The organism is Moorena sp. SIO1F2, from assembly GCF_010672755.1.
GTDB lineage: Bacteria > Cyanobacteriota > Cyanobacteriia > Cyanobacteriales > Coleofasciculaceae > Moorena.
Genome location: NZ_JAAHFV010000562.1, coordinates 1 through 2,739 on the forward strand (window position 1 = coordinate 1; position 2,739 = coordinate 2,739).

A 2,739-nucleotide genomic window follows, 5' to 3' on the forward strand; every position below is an offset into this window, starting at 1 on the left:
TGGTCTTCATCCCTGAAACATCGGGCAATCTGGTAGTATCGATCCATACCCGATACCATCAACAGCTGCTTAAACAATTGGGGGGATTGGGGCAGAGCGTACCACTGACCCGGATTAACACGGGAGGGGACAAGATAGTCTCTAGCACCTTCGGGAGTGGAACGAGTTAGTACTGGGGTTTCCACTTCCATGAAACCTTGTTCATCTTCCAGGTAACGGCGAATTCCTCTAATCACTTGATGGCGCAGTTGCAGGTTTTTGCTCATGCGATCGCGTCTTAAGTCCAAATACCGATATTTCAGCCGTAAGTCTTCTCGCACTGACTCAGTATCAGCACTGGACACCTGAAATGGCAACTGCTTACGCACTTTATTGAGCAGTTCAATGTAGAGAGCGTAAATTTCTACCTCGCCAGTAGGCAATTTGGGATTAAGGGACTCGTCAGGACGCTTAGTAACTCGTCCGGTAACCTTCACTAAATATTCATTGCGCAGGTGATCGGCATCTTGATAGGAATCGGGGGTACGCTCAGGGTCACTAACAATTTGGACAACACCACGAATATCCCGTAGGTCCAAGAAGATCACACCTCCATGGTCGCGACGTCTGGACACCCAGCCGCAGAGGGTAACAGTTTCACCAATGTGCTGGCTTCGGAGTTGACCACAATAATGAGTTCGCATAGTCTTTGTCTATAATACTGGTTGAATTAATTTACTTATCAGGCTAAACCCTGGCGCGTTATGGTCTTAGATTCTCACCCTCACGGATGATATTTCCTGTTTTACAGGCACTTTACTAGGATTAAAATCCCCCGCCAGTAAGCCGACCCAGGCAATTTCAGCCACCACAAAGTCTGAATTATAGCTCATTTGACCCGAGTCTAGGCCATAGTCTGACACTAGGCTTCCTGATATGGGGGAAAAGGTTTCATAGGTTTTGTGTACCTTTGGGCTATAGTTCCTGATATCCTAACCCAAGCCAGATCTCCGACGAATTTACTGCAACGACCGAGTATGGCAACTAGACCTTGATAATTGGCTAGACTTTCCCTATCACTCTATTTTCCACAAACTCGATTGAGCAGTAACGTTTTGATGAGGAATGGATAACCATGACCATTAATACCGCCAAGCTGGAGACCATTATCCAAAATTTTGTCACCAGCACCAGTGAGGTTCAAGGAGCTGCTTTAGTTTCTCCTGATGGACTGCCTATAGCATCCAGTTTACCGAGCGAGATGGATGAAGAACGAGTATCAGCCATGTCAGCTGCTATGTTATCCCTAGGTGAACGGATTGGCTCGGAATTGTCCAGAGGCATTCTAGACCGCATCTTCGTAGAAGGTAATAAAGGTTATGGCATACTAACCAACTGTGGCGAGTATGCTGTTCTATTAGTCTTAGCCACCAAGGCAGCTAAACAGGGGGTGCTGATGCTGGAAATCAAGCGGGTGATTCCAGAGTTGAAGGCAGCCTTAGAGCCTCACCATTCCATACCAGGAATTTATGAAACAAAACTCTAGTTAAAGTGCCACAGCAAAGATATGAAAGGTTGCCACTGCTTATATCATGTCGGGATAATTACCCTTAATAAAAACCTCCCCCATCTCCCCATCTGGCCATCTCCCCATCTTCCTACACTCCCCATCCTCCCGGCGCCCCCGCCCCTTAATTATGGGTATTCAACCAGACTTGATATTCGAGTAGGGTGGGTGAATTTCATCTTGACAGATAGTTCAATATAATGTATTATTTGCTATGATTTTTCGTAAAAATGCTCACTGTTATTTGAATAATTTAAGAAATCCTTTTGATTTTAGGTAACTCAAGATACCTATGGTCTTAACTGGAAGTTGCTATACTGGCAAAGCTATCTAAGCGCCAGGTTTGAGTTAAGCCTATTGCCAATGTCAGATTGCCAATGTCAGAAACCCTGCTGAACCTCTCCTCTCTGATGCTTATATCTTCATTTGACGCATCAGTCATAAGATATAAATTTTTCACTTTACACTTAGGGAATTACTAACCCAATGGTTATAAATGTATTGTAAAATAATTAAAATTTAATAACTTTACTAGAAAATCCCAAAAAATGGATAAAAAAAAGAGATTATTAATTAGGTGATGTGACTATCAATAAATTTAAGCCTAGTAATAGGTTAATTGATTTATTATTGACAAGTAATGGCTATCACGAGTTCTTTAGCGGAATTTTCCCTCCCAGAATTGTTTCAGTTCCTCGATCAGGGAAACAAAACTGGATTACTAACCCTCCGATTCAAGCTAAGTAGGCATAGTCAAGAAATAAAAGCTCGACATATTCTACTGCGCCAAGGTCGGATCTTGGCAGTTAGCCATCGTCTGGATCACCAATGCCTGCTGAAAATGATGTGTCAGCGGGGTTGGCTGAGCCCTGAGGTAATTAATGAACAGGTAAATCGATGTCCGGCGAATAAACCTATTGGTCTGTACTTGAAGACTAAGGGATTTATGCATCCAGAGCAGTTGAGACTACTATTTCATGCCCAGGTTATACGCTCAGTTTGTGGCTTATTCAGGCTCAAAGATGCTAAATTTAGGTTTGACTCTAAGGCAACCTTGCCCACGATAGAAATGACGGGTTTAAGCATCTCAGCTACCAAAGCAACTCTAATTGGTCTGCGAGCTCTACCAGATTGGACTGGATTAGCAGACAAGCTACCTGAGACAACCTCCGCACTATCTAGGGCGATGGTGA

Annotated in this window: 3 protein-coding genes; 2 read left to right on the forward strand and 1 reads right to left on the reverse strand. The window is 43.7% G+C overall.

Annotated features, from left to right (window positions below):
- On the reverse strand, positions 1-683 hold a 683-nt coding region (locus tag F6J94_RS32740; protein ID WP_293047867.1), incomplete at its 3' end, for an amino acid--tRNA ligase-related protein.
- Between the two features lie 431 nt (positions 684-1,114).
- On the opposite strand from F6J94_RS32740, the gene F6J94_RS32745 reads away from it, so the two are divergent.
- Both F6J94_RS32745 and F6J94_RS32750 read left to right on the forward strand, forming a co-directional pair.
- Positions 1,115-1,525 carry a roadblock/LC7 domain-containing protein gene (locus tag F6J94_RS32745; protein WP_071102467.1) on the forward strand — a complete coding sequence of 137 codons (411 nt, stop codon included), beginning with the start codon at positions 1,115-1,117 and terminating at the stop codon, positions 1,523-1,525.
- 661 nt (positions 1,526-2,186) lie between these two features.
- On the forward strand, positions 2,187-2,739 hold a 553-nt coding region (locus tag F6J94_RS32750; protein ID WP_293047869.1), incomplete at its 3' end, for a DUF4388 domain-containing protein.

Coding starts and splice junctions, on each gene's coding strand:
- F6J94_RS32745 (WP_071102467.1), top strand. CDS start 1,115: ATGACCATTAATACCGCCAAGCTGGAGACCATTATCCAAAATTTTGTC.